Annotated in this window: 9 protein-coding genes, 2 tRNA genes and 2 pseudogenes; 4 read left to right on the top strand and 9 right to left on the bottom strand. The window is 71.4% G+C overall.

What is annotated here, in order from left to right:
- Window positions 1-194: 194 nt before the first annotated feature.
- From AC6EXY_RS29215 to AC6EXY_RS29200, 4 genes and pseudogenes are all read right to left on the bottom strand, one after another.
- Window positions 195-1,783, bottom strand: a pseudogene (locus AC6EXY_RS29215) (MFS transporter).
- Between the two features lie 240 nt (window positions 1,784-2,023).
- Window positions 2,024-2,100, bottom strand: a tRNA-Ser gene (locus AC6EXY_RS29210).
- Window positions 2,101-2,685: 585 nt separating this feature from the next.
- Window positions 2,686-3,924 (bottom strand): PP2C family protein-serine/threonine phosphatase, encoded by a 1,239-nt coding sequence (locus AC6EXY_RS29205; RefSeq protein WP_101831167.1) that lies wholly within the window; start codon window positions 3,922-3,924, stop codon window positions 2,686-2,688.
- Window positions 3,925-4,478: 554 nt separating this feature from the next.
- Window positions 4,479-5,153, bottom strand: a complete 675-nt coding sequence (locus AC6EXY_RS29200) for a 2'-5' RNA ligase family protein (RefSeq protein WP_243407358.1) — start codon at window positions 5,151-5,153, stop codon at window positions 4,479-4,481.
- A 176-nt stretch (window positions 5,154-5,329) separates the two neighbouring features.
- Here AC6EXY_RS29200 and AC6EXY_RS29195 point away from each other — a divergent pair.
- Window positions 5,330-5,464: pseudogene (locus AC6EXY_RS29195) on the top strand (site-specific integrase); the annotation flags it as partial.
- 108 nt (window positions 5,465-5,572) lie between these two features.
- Here AC6EXY_RS29195 and AC6EXY_RS29190 read toward each other — a convergent pair.
- Together AC6EXY_RS29190 and AC6EXY_RS29185 are read right to left on the bottom strand one after the other, a co-directional pair.
- Window positions 5,573-5,645 (bottom strand) — tRNA-Arg (locus AC6EXY_RS29190).
- 168 nt (window positions 5,646-5,813) lie between these two features.
- Window positions 5,814-6,713: an aldo/keto reductase gene (locus AC6EXY_RS29185; RefSeq protein WP_101831137.1), complete on the bottom strand. Its 900-nt coding sequence runs from the start codon at window positions 6,711-6,713 to the stop codon at window positions 5,814-5,816.
- A gap of 430 nt (window positions 6,714-7,143) precedes the next feature.
- Between AC6EXY_RS29185 and AC6EXY_RS29180 the strand changes: the two genes are divergently transcribed.
- Window positions 7,144-7,857, top strand: coding sequence for a single-stranded DNA-binding protein (locus AC6EXY_RS29180; RefSeq protein ID WP_101831136.1), 714 nt, complete (start codon window positions 7,144-7,146; stop codon window positions 7,855-7,857).
- 163 nt (window positions 7,858-8,020) lie between these two features.
- Window positions 8,021-10,222, top strand: coding sequence for a DUF7846 domain-containing protein (locus tag AC6EXY_RS29175; protein WP_341477207.1), 2,202 nt, complete (start codon window positions 8,021-8,023; stop codon window positions 10,220-10,222).
- Between the two features lie 63 nt (window positions 10,223-10,285).
- Here AC6EXY_RS29175 and AC6EXY_RS29170 read toward each other — a convergent pair whose 3' ends face one another.
- A complete protein-coding gene (locus AC6EXY_RS29170; protein WP_101831135.1) occupies window positions 10,286-11,626 on the bottom strand; it encodes a DUF1254 domain-containing protein in 1,341 nt (446 codons plus the stop codon).
- 180 nt (window positions 11,627-11,806) lie between these two features.
- Here AC6EXY_RS29170 and ettA point away from each other — a divergent pair, with 180 nt between their 5' ends.
- Window positions 11,807-13,489, top strand: a complete 1,683-nt coding sequence (gene ettA, locus AC6EXY_RS29165; RefSeq protein WP_101831134.1) for an energy-dependent translational throttle protein EttA — start codon at window positions 11,807-11,809, stop codon at window positions 13,487-13,489.
- Window positions 13,490-13,578: 89 nt separating this feature from the next.
- Here ettA and AC6EXY_RS29160 read toward each other — a convergent pair whose 3' ends face one another.
- Entirely contained in the window at window positions 13,579-14,001 is a 423-nt protein-coding gene (locus AC6EXY_RS29160; protein ID WP_101831133.1) for a globin, read from the bottom strand.
- A gap of 31 nt (window positions 14,002-14,032) precedes the next feature.
- Entirely contained in the window at window positions 14,033-15,712 is a 1,680-nt protein-coding gene (locus tag AC6EXY_RS29155; protein ID WP_243407356.1) for a glycoside hydrolase family 13 protein, read from the bottom strand.
- Window positions 15,713-15,719 lie beyond the last annotated feature (7 nt).

Raw genomic sequence — 15,719 nt, 5'->3', positions numbered from 1 at the left:
CGCCCGGGCGGCCAGCGCCAGGGGAGCGAGGCCGAAGGCGGTTGCCGGGCTACCCGCCGCGAGGAAGAGAGTCTTCATCGCAGGAGGATGGAGAGCGCTCCTCGGAAGCCGCTCAAAGCTCGCTGGAGGACGTCGCCGCTCCACTGGAGCACTGAGCGGTCTCCCGCCGCCGCGTCCGGCGCGCGGGGCTGTGGTCAGACCGCCGAGCCGGTCCGGTCGGCCACCGTCGGAGGCTCGGCGTCGACTGTGACGTGGGGGCGGACGTGTCGTTGTACCACCATGGTGAGGATCGCGACGGCGGCCATGATGCTGCCGCTGATCGCCGCGTTGACGTGCAGGGCATGGGTGAAGGCGTCGCGGGCAGTCGCGAGCAGGTCCGCGCCGATCTGGCCGGACAGCCGGTCGGTGAGGTCCACGGCGCCGCCGAGGGTGTTCCGTGCGCCCTCGGCGGCTTCGGCCGGGTGCCCGGTGGGACAGCGCCGCTCATGTCGGAACGGTAGACGGCGTTGCCGACGCTGCCGATGACGGCGATGCCCAGGGCCATGCCGAGTTCACCGCCGGTCTCGGACGTGGCGGACGCTGAGCCGGCCTTCTCGGGCGGGGCGGAGTTCACGATCAGATCGGTGCTCAACGTCATCATGGGGCCGAGCCCGACGCCGATGGCGAACGTTGCGATCATCAGTACCGCCAGGCCGGAGGATGTCGGCAGTTGGGTCAGGAGCCCGTAGCCGGCGGCGGCGACCAGCAGCCCGGTCCCTACGATGGTCGCCGGACGCACCCGGCGGGCCAGTGCCGGGCCCAGGTTGGTCCCGAGGATCAGGCCGGCAGCGCCGGGGATCATCCACAGCCCGGCCACGAACGGTGTCAGCCCTTCCACGAGCTGCAGGTACTGGGTGATGAAGAGCTGGGTCCCCGCCATGGCGAGAATGCTCAGGGTCATCGTCCCCAGCGAGGCGCTGAACGCGGGCTTGGTGAACAGCCCGTGGTCCAGGAACGGAACGGCCAGACGTCGCTGCCGGACGGCGAAGGCCACGGCGAGGGCAAGGCCGGCCGCCGTGATCAGGATGGCCTCGCCGTCGACGCCGTTCTCCGCCAGCCGCTTGAGGCCGTAGACGATCAGGAGGATGGTGGCCAGGGTCATGGCCGCGCTGATCAGGTCCAGCGGGCCCGGGTCGGGGTCGCGGGCCTCGGGTAGCAGGATCGGGCCTGTGATCAGTAGCAGCAGCATCACGGGCACAGAGAGCAGGAAGACCGATCCCCACCAGAAATGCTCCAGCAGCAGCCCCCCGAAGAGCGGGCCGAGGGTCGAGCCCACGGAGAAGCAGGTCATCCAGGCGCCGATGGCGACAGTGCGCTGGCGGGGGTCCTGGAACATCGTGCTGATCAGCGAGAGCGTGGACGGCATCAGCGCGCCGCCCGCCAGTCCGAGCGCCGCGCGGGCCAGAATCAGGCTCGTGGGGCTGGTGGAGAAGGACGCGAGCACGGAGGCCGCGCCGAAGGCGGCCGCACCGATGATCAGTAGTCTGCGGCGGCCGATCCGGTCGCCCCGGGCGCCCAGGGTGATCAGTGATCCGGCGATCAGGAAGCCGTAGATATCCATGATCCACAGAAGCTGCGCGCTGCTGGGCCTGAGATCCGCGCTCAGGTGGGGGAGCGCCAGATGCAGCACCGAGTTGTTCAGCGCAATGAGGAGGGTGGGAAGCGCGAGCACCGCCAGGCCGATCCATTCCCGACGGCCGGCGCGGGGAGCGGTGGAAATCGTTGGATTCACGGGGGGATCCAATTTTTCTGGTGCCTCCAACCACCGACTTTCTCCGCGTCGGCGGCACGCGACACCAGGAAGATTCTAGCGGAAGCGCTTTCCCGCGCTGTCCACGGAAGCGGGATCTCTCCAGAGAGACCCGGTCTGGACGAGCGGGTGGTCACGGGCCTGCATGATGTGGCCATAGCTGGCGGCGTCCGCGCTCACGTTACGAGCGTGCCGAGAGCCTGAGCACGCCGCTCCGTGACCTCGCCACTGCACAGGCGCCCGGCAGGGATCGAACCTGCGACCTGGTGCTTAGAAGGCACGGAAAGCACCAGGTGTCCCGGGGGCTCGCCCTGTTCGCGCTGTCCGCCGACGTCCGTCTCCGTCCGCCGGCGTCCGTGGCTGTTGCTACAGCGGTAGCTACATCTGGCGGGACCTCCGACCGCCCGATTACAAGATCGGCGCGTTCGTCCGCGGACGTCCGCTGATATTCGTACAGCCTGGTCGGCCGCCTGCCCAGTTCCGCCCTCGTCCGCTGACGTCTGCCGGTGTTCGAGGGCTCGTCTGTACGGATGGCTGTACGCGAGCACGGGTCTGCGCGCATCACGAGCTTGGGAAACCTGTGCGGCTTGCGGCGCTGGTCAGGGCGGGGACGGGGCCCTGCCCAGGTCGACGGCGGTCCTGTGCCCTCCGTGGACCACCGGTCTTTCCAGATGCTGACCGTTGCTGCTGGCACGCGAATGGCATGGCCGGCGGGTCAACTGGCGCGGAGACTCGGGCTCCGACCGTCTGCTTTTCCGTGCCATGGTGGCGCGTCTGCCACGCTCCGTCGCCGTTCGCTTCACGCGTCGGACACGCCCCCATCCCCGCGGACGGCAGCGGACCCGCGCGGACGAAACGGAACCTGGGACGATCGGGCGTCACCAGCCTCGTTCTGGTTACACATCTAGGCTGGCGAGATGGTCGGCGGTGCCCCCGCGCCACTCGACCAGGAAGAGAGTCGCGTCGTCGGTCGTGATTCCGCGCCGTTCTCGCATCAGCGCATGGGACAGATCTCGGACCACCTCCCGCACGCCTTCACCCTGGATATTCTCAACGAAATTGATCAGACGTTCCTCGCCGAACTGTTCTCCGCCCTTTTCGTGCTCCTCGATGAGGCCGTCGGTGAAGAATAGAACCCGATCGCCGCGCCAGAGCGTCTGCTTACTGACCTGCGGTACGTCACCACCGAAGCCGACTGGCAGGGTTCCCGGGCTCTCCAGTGCCTGGATAACCCGGTGGTCGCGGATCAGTAGCGCTGCCGGGTGGCCTGCATTGACCCATTGCAGGTGACCTGTTCCGATATCCAGACGCATCATCTGTGCGGTGACGAAGTGGTCGGGTCCGAACTGCCTGTGGATGGCCGTGTCCATGAACATGTACAGCTCGGCGAGCCCGATGTCGGCACGTCTGGCGTGTCGGTAGGCGCCGATCGCGACCGTTGCCAGCGCGGCGGCGTCCAGGCCGTGACCCATCGCGTCGATGACTGCCAGGTGCAGGATGTCGTCGTTGAGGGCGTAGTCGAAGCTGTCGCCTGCGATGTCGTAGGCGGGTTCGAGGATGCCGGCTACCGAGACCTGGGGGGTGATCATGGTCAGCGGGGGCAGCAGGGACCATTGGATTTCCGCGGCCACGCTCATCGTTTTGCGGCGCCGGGCCTGGAAGAACTGGTCGGTGTAGCTGCTCTTGGTGACCAGCATGTCGGCGACAAGGCCGGCGAGTCGTCGCAGCAACCGCCGGTCATCATCATCGACGGTGTCGAGGGTGAGTGCCAGCACCCCCACCTGGTCGCTACCGTCCAGCAGCGGCAGGAAAATCCTTATGCCGTCAGCTTGCGGCTGTTCGACTGTCTTCGCACGGAGGAATGCCGTGCCGGCCGGGGAGTCGTCGATCGGCTCGGGCTTCCCGACCGTGAGGCTCCTACCCGGCAGCGGCGTCAGCACCAGCTGCTCATAGTCCTGCAGAAGGATCGAGATGTCCCGCCCACCGATCCTCCTCACCTCCTCCGCCACCAGTGGGGCGATCAGCTGCGGCGGCATCTCGTGAGCGCGATCCAGCAGCACACCCAGCAGGCGCTCACCGAACCCCTCCGACCGATCCACCATGATCTTGCGGGATTTCCGTTCGTCTGCCGCCATGGCCACCCCTCTCCCCTGCCCGGCCGTTCATACCTGTGCGAGCCTCCCCGGGCGGCGTCAACCGGTCACGTCGACACCCCGCTTTCACCCTTGATCGACGGGGAGGAGGATAATGAAGACCCTAAAGGTGACGGCGGATTCGAACCCTTAACCCCTAACCTTGCGAAGTTGGTCCCGTTCGTCTGCCAGCGTCCATGCTCGTCCGGATAGGACGGCATAGCGGTTCGTTCTCGTAGTTCCACACGGGACCCCAGATTCGGGTTTGCGGATTGGCCATAGACGGTCTCGCCGCTGGCAGACTGCGGGTCAGGCTGCCCGGGGAGCGCAGCGCCCTGGCACTGTCTCCCGGCAGTGCACCGGCGTGCGCCGCGCGCCGCTCGACTTCTGTCGTGGCGTGCCCCGGCTGGCTCCCCCGACCGAACTGCCGGCGAGGCTTCCGAGATCTCGGACCTCGCGGCGCGGCCCGCACCGCTTCTTGATCCTAAAACGACGGATTCGGCAACGGTGCGGCATGCGGCATCTGGTCCTGGCCAGGGTGGTGCCCGGGTCGGTCTTCAGGCGGTGAAGTCGATGTGGTGGCGGATGTCCCAGCGGTAGGCGTGTCCGTCCCGGCGGAGTTCGAGGAGGTCGACGCTGGTGGCGGGCAGGCTGATGGGTGGTTGCTGGCGTAGCTTGGTGAGGCGGTGGATGACCTCGGCGGCGGGCGGGTCGGCGTTGCCGTAGGTGACGCTGATGTGGGGCTTGAACATGGCGGGTTCGTCGGGCACCGCATCCGTGCCGAGGACCTGGCCGATGGCGCTGCGTAGACGTTCCCGTAGCTCGGCTACCGGCTGCCACGGTGCGGTTCGCAGGAATGTGCCTCCGGTGTAGGCGGCGATCGGTCCGGCTGTGAGTGTGAACCGTTCGAGGTCCGCGCATAGCTCGTCTGCGGCCTTCCCGAGGGCGGCGACCTGGTCGGCGTCCATCTCGTCGGCGAACGCGACTCCCTGGACGGTCAGGTGCAGCCCGTCGACGGGTACCGGGTCGAGGTAGCCGAGGTCGGCGAGCGTGCGCTGAAAGCCGGCGACATAGTCGGCGAGGGCTGGGTCCTGGAAGACGAGGTACCAGGTCAGATAGTGCCGGTCGGGTCGCCATCCCGGGCGCCACCACCAGTGGTCGGTCATCCGCTCGGCGCGGCGGAACGATTCCCAGTCCTCGGCGTCGACCTGCTGCTCAGGGGTGAGGGCCACGGGCAGAGGCTATGCGGTGAGTGTCCACGCGATCGCACCGAGTCCGCTACGTTCGCGATCTCCGGTACCGGGCGCCACTGGGCGGCACTGGTCAGGAAGTCCTTTGCCGGCGGGCGACCACCTCGGAGCGCAGATCCGCGCCGATGGTCAGCGCCTCGCTGACGAGCACGCCGGCGCCGCACATCGTCCGCGACATCGCCGGTCACTCAGCCATCGAAGTCACGATGATGATCTACGCGCATGCGTCGATGGGGGAGAAGAGCCGGGCCCTGGGCAAGCTCGACGGCCACCTGAGCGGGCCCCGACCATGACCGTTGCTACACCGGCTTGCTACACGTGGGGGGTCTCGGGGGGCTCGGCCCCCCGGCAGACATGACGAGGGGATCGAAAAGGCGCAGCATGCGGGCCTGATCCCCGAGTGCGCCCGGCAGGGATCGAACCTGCGACCTGGTGCTTAGAAGGCACTCGCTCTATCCACTGAGCTACGGGCGCGCTGGACGGAGGCTGATCCCCTGTCCATCGGGCAGCCTGCCTCAGCGTAGCAAGCGGAGCGCGTGCCTCAGCCGTCCGGTGGACACGCGCACGTCGCGGTGCCGGAGTTGGCCCTGTGGGCTGACGAGGAGCGCCCCGCCAGCCCACAGGCCAGGCAGCGGTGGACGGTCAGGAGCCCAGCTGGGCGAGGTCGGCGAACTCCTTGTCGGTGAGGTCGATCGCGGCGGCGGCGATGTTCTCCTCCAGGTGTGCCACCGAGGAGGTGCCCGGGATCGGCAGCATCGTGGGGGAGCGGCGCAGCAGCCAGGCGAGGGCGAGCTGCACGGGGCTCGCGACATGGTCCCTGGCGGCGGTGTCGAGCACGCCGCCGGGCTGGGCGAGGCGGCCGGTGCTCACCGGGTCCCAGGGAATGAAGGCGATGTTCTCGCGGGTGGCGTAGTCGAGGAGGTCCTCGGCGGTGCGGTGGACGAGGTTGTAGCGGTTCTGCACGCTCACGATCGGGACGAGGGTGCGGGCGTGGGCCAGTTCGGCGACGCTGACCTCGGACAGGCCGATGTGGCGGATCTTGCCCTCCTGCTGCAGGGCGCGCAGTTCCCCGAGGGAGTCCTCCACCGGGGTGTCAGGGTCGATGCGGTGCAGCTGGTAGAGGTCGATCCGGTCGAGGCGCAGGCGGCGCAGCGACATCTCGACCTGCTGGCGCAGGTAGGCCGGACGAGCCACGGGGGTCCACCGGTTCGGGCCCTGCCGGGTCAGGCCGCCCTTGGTCGCGATGACGAGATCGTCCGGGTACGGGTACAGAGCCTCGGCGATCAGGTCCTCGCTGACATGCGGACCATACGAGTCCGCGGTGTCGATGAAGGTCACGCCGAGCTCGACCGCGCGGCGCAGCACCGCGCGGGCCTCGTCCGGGTTGGCGGGTGGACCCCAGATGCCCGGTCCGGTGATGCGCATGGCGCCGAACCCGAGGCGGGTGACCGGCAGGTCGCCACCGAGCCGGAAGGTGCCGCTGCCGGTGGCGGTGGTGGCGCCGTCGTTGCTGGTGGTGGCATGGGAGGTGGTCGTCGACATCACTGTCCTCCGGGTACGACTGACTGACGGGTGTCCGCACGGTGACGGGAGCTCCGCGGCGCGGTGGGGTTGACGGGTCACGGCCATCCGTGGGACGTCACAGGGGCGGATCGGGCCAGACGCGGCGCCACCCGCCTCCACGCAGCGACAACCGGGCGACCGGGCGGGGTGTTCCCGCTCGGCCCGGCCACGGTGCTCCATGCCGGGTCGGTCGGGCCGTTTGCCGGGCACGGTGGGCGAGCCGCCGGACCAGGACGATCTGACCACGCGACGGATGGCCCCGTTGGGGGATGCGTGGTCTGTGGAGACCGCCTCGCCATCCACAGACGAGCGGTCTGGCCTGTGCCGTGCCGCGCGAGCGGCTCACAGTGGGGAGGCAGCGCGGCACCGGCACCTCCCGTCCGTTTCCTCCCTGACCCGAGGAGCAGTCATGCTCGACACGACCATCACCCTCGTCGGCAACCTGGTTGACGATCCGGAGCACCGGACCACCGCGAACGGTGCCTCGGTGTGCACCTTCCGGCTGGCGTCCACCCCCCGCCGCTTCGACCGGGCCGAGGGGCGGTGGGTGGACGGAGCCACCCTGTTCCTGCGGGTGTCCTGCTGGCGGCAGCTGGCCGACAACGTCGCCGCGAGTCTCGCCCGCGGCGACCGGGCCCTCGTCTACGGGCGGCTGCGCCAGCGGTCCTTCGAGACGAGCGAGGGGGAGCGGCGCGTCACGTACGAGATCGACGCGGACGCGGTCGGCGCCGAGCTGACCTGGCACCCCGCCCGCTCGCAGCGCCTCGCCCGCCGGGTCGGCAGCCAGCCGCCGCCCCCGCCGGGCGAGGAGGCGGACCTGCCCGGCGGCGGTCCCTTCGTCGATCTGGGCGGGTCCGCCGGGGAGGGCCTGCCGGCCCCGGAGCCCGCCCAGCCGGTGGGCGTCGGCGCGGGGGCGATGTCCCACGTCTTCGGGGGCGACGAGTCGATCGGCGTCTCGGCCATCGGCGGGACGCGGGATCCGCATCCCGCTGGCGCGTTCCCCCCGCCCGCCGCCTCGGCGAGCGGCGCGCCGTTCGGAGCGGCCGTCGGCTCCGGCCTGGCCGGAGCCGACACGGTCATGCCGCCCTGGGGATCGGTCTCCGCCCTCACCGACCGCCGCTGACCACGCGGGCGGTGGCCAGATGGACCTGGCGATCCACCCGTCGTGGTGGCTCGGTAGCGTGCCGGGAGTGAACAGCCGGCACGAGAGCAGTGGACCCGAGCCCGTGCCGGGTCCGCCGGCCGGAGAGCGCGACACGTCCGCTGGCGCGGAGACCGTTGTGGCCGTGGCGACCCCACGATCGCTGGACGACGAGCGCCCGGGGCGCGCGGCGGCAGCCCCGGCGACGCCCTCGGCGGCGACGATCCCGGCGCAGCCCGGGAGGCGCGCCACCGGGCGCTCACCGTGGCGGCGGGCACGCGGGCGGCTGGCGGCCATGCCGGCGGTCGCCTGGTATGTCGCGGTGCTCGCGGTGTTGAGCGCGACCGCCGCCGTCGTGCTCCGGCACACCGTGTTCCCGCTGCTGTCGGTGAACAACGACGAGGGCCTCTACCTGCTCCACGCCCGGACCCTCGCCGAGGGGAGGCTGTTCCCGCCCGCCCCCCATCCCGCCCGGTCCTACCTGCCCTGGCTCGGCACCGTGGTCGACGACCACTACGTGCTGAAGTACACGCCGTTCGTTCCCGCGATCTTCGCCGCGGGCCTGATCGTCACCGGCAGCATCGACCCGTCGCTGGCGGCGGTCGCCGCCGCCGCCGTCATCGTCACGTACCTGCTGGGTGTGGAACTGACGGGCAGTCGCCGGGTGGCGGCGCTGTCGGCGACGCTGCTCGCGCTGTCGCCGCTCATGCTGCTGCAGAGCGCCATGGTGCTCAGCTACCTACCGGCGCTGGTCCTGCTGCAGGTGACGGTACTCGGCGTGCTGCGGGGCCGGCGCCGGCGGCAGGCCTGGCCGGTGGTGTGCGCGGGGCTCGCACTCGGTGTCGCGGCATCGGTGCGCCCGTACGACGTGGTGCTGCTGCTGGCGCCGCTCGCGGTCTGGCTGGCCGTGAGCTCGACGGGCCGGCGGTGGTGGCTGCTGCGCTGGTTGGCCTGCGGCCTCGCGGTTCCCGCGCTGATCCTCCTGCTGACGAACCAGGCGGCCACCGGTAACCCGCTGCGTCTGCCGTTCGCCCTGCTCGAACCCGATGACCGGCTCGGCTTCGGCCCGCGCCGGCTCTATCCGGAGGACGGGCGGCATGTCTTCGGATTCACGGACGGGCTGCGTTCCGTGGGCGATCACCTGTGGCTGCTGGGTGGTTGGGCCTGCGGCGGGGTGGTCCTGGCCGCGGCCGCGATCGCGCAGGCGGCCCGGCGCCGACTGACCGCCCCAGCCGCGATGCTGGGCCTCGGTGGGCTGCTGTTCCTGGTCGGGTACCTCGGCTTCTGGGGCGCGTGGAACGCCGCCGAACTGTGGGGCGGGATCCGCTACGTCGGCCCGTTCTACGTGGTCCCCGTGCTCATCCCGCTGGTACACCTCGGCGGCTGGGGATGCGCGACGCTGGTGTCGGCGCTGCTCGGCCGCGGGCGGCGGGTCGCGCTCGCCGTGATCAGCCCGGTCGCCACCGCGGTCCTCGCCCTGACCGTGGTCGTGCTCACCGGCGCGCTGCGGGACAATCTCACGCTCACCTCCCACGACCGCGATCTACACGCCATGATCAATCGGATGCCCGGGCGGCCGCTCGTGTTCGTCGCCGCGAGCCCCCGATACCTCGGGCATCCGACCCCGGTGACGGCCAACGGACCGGACCTCGACAGCCGGGTGCTCTACGCGGTGGCGCGCGGCGTGGACGACCTCGCCGTCCTCGCGGACCATCCCGAGCGGGCGCCGTACCTGCTGCGGCTCCCACCCGGATACGACCGGGGACCGGAATCCTCGTCGGCGGCCAGGCTCGAACGACTCGCCGTGCGCCAAGGCGACCAGGTACAGATGACGATCACGGTCGGCGTGCCCCCCACGGCGACCCGGGCACGATCGGCCCGCCTCCTGCTCACCGCCGGCACCCGGCAGCTGTCCCTGCCCGTCGACCCCCGAGCGGGGGCCACGGTGACGCTCACCGTGGACGCGGACGGTCTCGACCCCGGGGACGTCGCCGAGGTGAGCGGGCGTACCCGGCCGACCATGCGGGCCGTGCCACGCGGGCGCGGCACCTCACTCACCGCGCAACTGCGCGCCACCGACGCGCGGGGGCACGAACACACGGTCGACGAGCAGATCGTTCCCGTCCGGATCGCCCGCGACCCGGCCGCGGCCGGGTCCCGCGGCGAGCCGGCCGTCACAGTGCTCGGCTCCGTCGGGCAGGTCGCCGCGGTGGGCACGGGGACGCGTCCACCGTTGCGCATCCGGCTCGCCGCACAGCCGCCGGCCGCGCCGGCGGAGCAACCGCGGGCCGCGGCGGCCGTCGCATCGATCCGAAAACCGTCGGCGACGGCGGTCGGAGGCCGGTAGCAGCCGGTGGCATCCGGGCCCCGCTCGCGTCCGGCGCGTGGCGTGCGGCGGAGCCCGCGGATATCAGTCGATCCGCTGGATGCTGGGTGGGGCGATGTCGCGCTCGAGGGTCTCCGGCGCGGGACAGTCGAGGCGCAGCATCGGGCGGAAGTCGCCGGGGGCCGCCGGAAGCCAGTTCGCCTGCTCCTCCTCGTCCGCCCCGGCAGCGGGCGGGTCACACTGGATGAGGACGCGGACCGAGCCGTCCCGCCGGACCCGCAGACCATCGGTGCGGCTGCCCAGCCAGTACCGGGACAACGGATTGTCCACCAGGTAGTAGCCGGGAGCGTCGTACATGGTCAGCGTCCAGGACATCGCCGCCGGCGGCGGGGCGAGATCCATCGTGTAGCGGTGGGCTCCGGTCAGGCGCCGTCCCTCCCCGTCGACGAGGCAGGTCGCATGGACGCTCTGATAGCCGTGGGTCGGGCCGAACGGCGAGCGGGCCGCCATCGCCCGGGCGATGCGCGCCTGCTCCCGATCCACCATCCGCCAGGCGGGTTCGTCCCGGGTGCCCGGGCCGAGGAAGTCGAGATTGAAGTCAAGGGCGTGCGGAGCGCTCGACCATCCGTTGCGCTGCGCGCGGCCGACCTGCGCGAGCCGCTCCAGGCCGTCCCGGCCCGCCCGCAGCCCACCGCGCAGCGACCAGGTCAGCGACGGGTCCGGATCCACGTAGGGAGAGGGGTCCTCGAAGATCCCGAGCGGGGCGTAGCGGCGGGCGTGGTCGAACTCGGCCGGCGGCGGGGGGAAGGCCCGCAGCCAGATCCGCAGCTCCTCCCAGAACCGCAGGTCGTCGCACACGCTCTTCGACCGTTCCGGTGGACCCTCGGCCAGGCGGGCGTCCGGGTCCAGCGCGTGCAGATGCAGCCCGTTCTGCAGCCGGTACACCTCGGCCGCCTCCCGCGGATCGGCCAGCCCGATGCGGCCCAACACCGTCAGCAGGCGTGTAGGCGCGTCGATGCGGGTCATGGTCGGCGGCGTGCGGCCCGGCCAGCCGGGCGGGACCAGAACGTAGGAGCCTCCGCCCCCGCCCGAGCCCGAGCCCAGATAGGAGAAGGTGTTGCGCCAGGCGTCGACGAACATCAGCAGGAAGTAGCGGTCACCGACGTCCGGTACGTGCAGGACGAACGGGCCGGGCGTCAGGTCGACCTGCGCCATCGACGACAGCAGGTCGCCGTCGACGTTGACGAACTCCGAGTTCGGGCCGGGCAGCTCCCGCTGGTGGTAGAAGGAGTTGAACCCGCGGCCCGCGGCGGTGCCCACCCCGTCGACGGCGAGCCGGGTCTGCAGGCGCACGCTGCTGACCAGGGGATACCCGAAGATGTAGGCCTCGGCTGCCAGCCCGAACCGATGGTCGCTCGCACGCATGCTCGTCCTCGTCCCCGTCCCCCGGTGCCGGTTCTCCCACGTTGCGTGCCCGCAATCGGCGCGCGCTACCCACCTCCGCCGCGTGGGAGGGCGTCCGGCACCGTGGGTGGCGAGACGGGCGCGGCCCGGCACCGATCACCGGCGTCCTCGCCGCCTCAGCGATGCCCTAGGGTTGACGACATGGCGCAGTACGTCTTCCAGATGCGCAAAGCGCGCAAGGCCCATGGCGACAAGGTCATCCTCGATGACGTGACCCTCGCCTTCCTGCCGGGGGCGAAGATCGGGGTGGTGGGTCCCAACGGGGCCGGGAAGTCGTCCCTTCTCAAGATCATGGCCGGGATCGACCAGCCGAGCAACGGCGACGCGATCCTCAGCCCGGGCTACACCGTAGGCATGCTCGCCCAGGAGCCCGCCCTCGACGAGACCAAGGACGTCCGCGGCAACGTCGAGGACGGCGTGCGCGAGATCCGTCAGGTGCTCGCCCGCTACGAGCAGATCAACGAGAAGATGACCGAGCCCGACGCGGACTTCGACGCGTTGCTCGCCGAGCAGGCCGAGCTCATCGACAAGATCGAGGCGGTGAACGCCTGGGAGCTCGACAGCCAGCTCGACCAGGCGATGGACGCGCTGCGGCTGCCACCGGGCGACGCGGACGTGTCGCTGCTGTCCGGCGGTGAGCGGCGCCGGGTCGCGCTGTGCAAGCTGCTGCTGGAGGCCCCCGACCTGCTGCTGCTCGACGAGCCCACCAACCACCTCGACGCCGAGAGCGTGGCCTGGCTGGAGCAGCACCTCGCGCGCTACGCCGGCGCCGTGCTCGCCGTCACCCACGACCGGTACTTCCTCGACAACGTCGCCGGCTGGATCCTCGAGCTCGACCGCGGTCGCGCCCTGCCCTACGAGGGCAACTACACGACCTACCTGGAGAACAAGGCGGCCAGGCTCAAGGTCGAGGGCCAGAAGGACGCCAAGCGGCAGCGGGTGCTCACCCAGGAGCTCGAGTGGGTGCGGTCCAACCCGAAGGCCCGCCAGACCAAGAGCAAGTCCCGCCTCGCCCGCTACGAGGAGCTGGCCGCCGAGGCGGACCGGGCGCGGCCGCGGGACTTCGACGAGATCCAGATCCCGCCCGGCCCCCGGCTCGGCAACCAGGTCATCGAGGCCCGCAAGCTGGCCAAGGGCTTTGATGACCGCCCGCTCATCCACGACCTGTCCTTCACCCTGCCCCGCGGCGGCATCGTCGGCATCATCGGCCCCAACGGCGTCGGCAAGACCACACTGTTCACCATGATCACCGGGCAGGCCGCGGCGGACGGCGGCGAACTCGTCATCGGCGACACCGTCGACATCGCCTACGTCGACCAGTCAAGGGCGGGCCTGGACCCGAAGAAGAACGTCTGGCAGGTCGTCTCCGACGGCCTCGACCACATCGTCGTCGGCAGGACCGAACTGCCGAGCCGCGCGTGGGTGTCGTCGTTCGGGTTCAAGGGCCCTGACCAGCAGAAGCCGGTCGGGGTGCTCTCCGGCGGCGAGCGCAACCGGCTCAACCTGGCGCTCACCCTCAAGCGTGGCGGCAACGTCCTGCTCCTCGACGAGCCGACGAACGACCTCGACGTGGAGACACTGCGCTCGCTGGAGGACGCGCTGCTGGAGTTCGCCGGCTGCGCCGTGGTCATCTCCCACGACCGCTGGTTCCTCGACCGGGTCGCCACCCACATCCTCGCGTGGGAGGGCACCGACGAGGACCCGGCCCGCTGGTTCTGGTTCGAGGGCAACTTCGCCGACTACGAGACGAACAAGGTCGACCGGCTCGGCCAGGAGGCCGCGCGCCCACACCGGGTGACCTACCGCAAGCTCACCCGCGACTGACCCGAGAAACGTGCGGCCGGCCGCCGCCCACGCACACCCGCGCGGGCGGCGGCCGGATGTCGTTTCGCGGGCCGCGGAGGGTCGGATGGTCAGTCGGGGCGGTTCTGCAGCGAGTTCGCGGCCATCGTCAGATAGCCCCAGAGCGTGTCGAACTGGTCCGGCGGCAGGTCCAGGGAGTCGACCGCGGCGCGCATCACCGCGAGCCAGGCGTCGCGCTGCGCCGGGCCGATCGCGAACGGCACGTGCCGCAGCCGCAGCCGCGGGTGGCCCCGCACCTGCTGGTACTCGCTGGGCCCGCCCCAGTACTGGATGAGGAACATCCGCAGCCGCTCCTCGGCGCCCGCCAGATCATCCTCCGGGTAGAGCGGGCGCAGCACGGGATCATTCGCCACACCCTGGTAGAACCGCGCGACCAGCGTGCGGAACGTCGGCTCCCCGCCGACGGCGTCGTAGAAGGTCGTCGTGGGCTGGGCCGGCGTGGGGGACTGGCTCACTCGTCCATTGTGCGCCAGGCGGCACCCGGCCTCGAACGGGTGAGGCCGGTCAGCCCTCCCATGGCGCGACCCACGCGGTGGTGTCGGGGGGCAGGGACAGCACGGCGCCGTCGTAACCCACAGGTCCGCTGGCGAGCACCAGCCGCCCGGAGATCGCCAGTTCCACCTCCTGGCCGGTGCTCATCACGCACGTCATACCGACCGATCCCCCGGAGGTGGCCGCCGGGGGTGGCGGCCGGTCGAACGCGAGGCAGTGGGTGGGAACGTCGTCGCGGAAGCGAAGCTCCTCGCCGCGCAGGTGCGGCAGGGCCCGGCGCAGCGCGAGCGCGCCCCGCACGAGCAGCCACGTCGAGAGGGGATCGCCGGCCTGCGCGAGCACGGCGAGCCCGGCCCAGTCGTCCGGCTGCGGCAGCCACGGCGCGGCGCCCGGCGCGGTGAACCCGTAGGGCGGCGCGTCCCCGGACCAGGGCAGCGGCACGCGGGCACCGTCCCGGCCCGGCGAGGTGCCCTTGGAGCGGGTCCACACCGGGTCCTGGCGGGCGCCCGGCGGCACGTCCGCCTGCGGCAGCGCCAGTTCGTCACCCTGGTAGAGCACGGCGACGCCGGGCAGCGCGAGCAGGGTCAGCAGCGCCGCCCGCGCCCGCCGGACGCCCGCCGACCCGCCGCCGTAACGGGTGACCGGGCGGACCACGTCATGGTTCGCGAGCACCCAGGTGGCGGGCGCGCCGACCGCGCCGAGCGCCGCGCGTTCCGCGTCGATCGCCGCCCGCCAGGCCGGCGCCGAGAACGACGTGGCGAGCAGGGAGAACGAGAAGGTCAGGTGCAGCTCGTCGGGCCGCACGTAGCGGGCGAGCCGGACCGGGTCGCGCACCCAGGTCTCGCCGACGAGGATCCGGGGCCGGCCGTCGCGCGCGGTGTACTCGTCGGCGATCGCCCGCCAGGTCCGGTAGATCTCGTGCACGCCGTCCTGGTCCCAGACCCGCGGCTCGCCCTCGTCCCGGAAGCCGGCGTCCGGGAGCAGCGGCGGGCCGGGCGGGTTGTCGCGCAGCTCGGCGTCCTTGACCAGGCCGTGGCTGACGTCGATGCGGAAGCCATCGACGCCCCGGTCGAGCCAGAAGCGCACGGTCGCCTCGTGGTCGGCGCGCACGGCGGGGTGCGACCAGTTCCAGTCGGGCTGTTCGGCGTCGAACAGGTGCAGGTACCACTGCCCGTCGGCGATCTGGGTCCAGGCCGGGCCGCCGAACACCGACTCCCAGTTGTTCGGCGGCAGCTCGCCGTGCGCGCCGCGACCGTCGCGGAAGACGTACAGGTCGCGCCGCGGGTCGCCGGGCGGGGCCGACAGCGCCGCCGTGAAGGCCGGGTGCGCCGAGCTGGAGTGGTTCGGGACGAGGTCGACGAGCACGGCGAGGCCGGCCGCGGCCGCGTCGGCGAGCAGCGCGTCGACGTCACTCAGCGTGCCGAACAGTGGGTCCACGTCCCGATGGTCGGCGACGTCGTAGCCATGATCGGCCATGGGGGAGCGGTAGAACGGCGTGATCCACAGCGCGTCGACCCCGAGCTCGGCGAGCGCGGGCAGATGCTGGCGCAGCCCGGCCAGATCGCCGACGCCGTCGCCGTCCGCGTCCGCGAAACTGCGCAGGTAGACCTCGTACAGGACCGCGCGCCGCCACCAGGAGGCGTCCCGGCCGCCGCTCGCCGGTCGGGTGCCGGCGTCCTGCCGGGCAGGCATATCCCCA

It is taken from the genome of Frankia sp. RB5 (genome assembly GCF_059816245.1).
This window is presented reverse-complemented; position numbering and strand designations above follow the sequence as displayed.